General features: G+C 71.0%; 1 protein-coding gene. It reads left to right on the top strand.

What is annotated here, in order from left to right; translation table 11 throughout:
- A partial coding sequence (locus AC1DU6_RS34165; RefSeq protein ID WP_477862871.1) for a hypothetical protein occupies positions 1–682 on the top strand: 682 nt, incomplete at both ends.

Raw genomic sequence — 682 nt, 5'->3', positions numbered from 1 at the left:
CGGCTACGCCACCCTGCTCGAAGGCGCCGAGCGCCCGCGCGACCTGCGTCCCAGCCCGTGGGCGCGCTTCCTGGCCGCACAAGGCCGCGGCGCGGCTGCGGCGCGTATCGCCGTGGCGGGCGGCATCGTCGTCGGCGTGCTCGGCTTTGGCGGTGGCTATGGCGACATCAGTGTGCAGGTGCTCAACGGCTTCGACCGCCCGGTGCGCGTGCGCGTTGGCGGAGCGGGCGCGATCACATTACCCGCCTTTGGTTCGGCGACCGTCGGCCAGGCGCCGGACGCTCATCTCCCCATCAGTGCCGAGACGGAGCAGGGTGAGCTCATCGAGCGCTTCGAGGTCGCCCTGGAGCACGGCCCGGGCCAGCCGATCTACAACGTCGCCGGCGCCGCGCCGCTGGTGGAATTGACCTACACCTATGGCCGCGACGCGGGGCAAGTGCCGCCCAGGGTGCTTGGCGCACCGCGCTGGTCGAGCAGCCAGGCCGATGTCTTCTTTGGCGATCCGCCGCAGAGCGTCTCGGTCAAGCAGGGGCAGACCGAAATCCGCCACGTGCTCTACAGCGCAGCGGATGTGGCCCCGGCCATGCAGCTCAGCCTGCTGCGTGACGACGCAGCGGTGGTCGAGCGCTTGAGCGAGCAGCATCTGCTTTGGGACCGCCGCGATTCGCCCGTGCGCTACGCC

Source organism: Roseateles sp. P5_B10, assembly GCF_056400485.1.
Note: the sequence above shows the minus strand (reverse complement) of the source record. Positions and strands in the feature narration are given on the sequence as shown.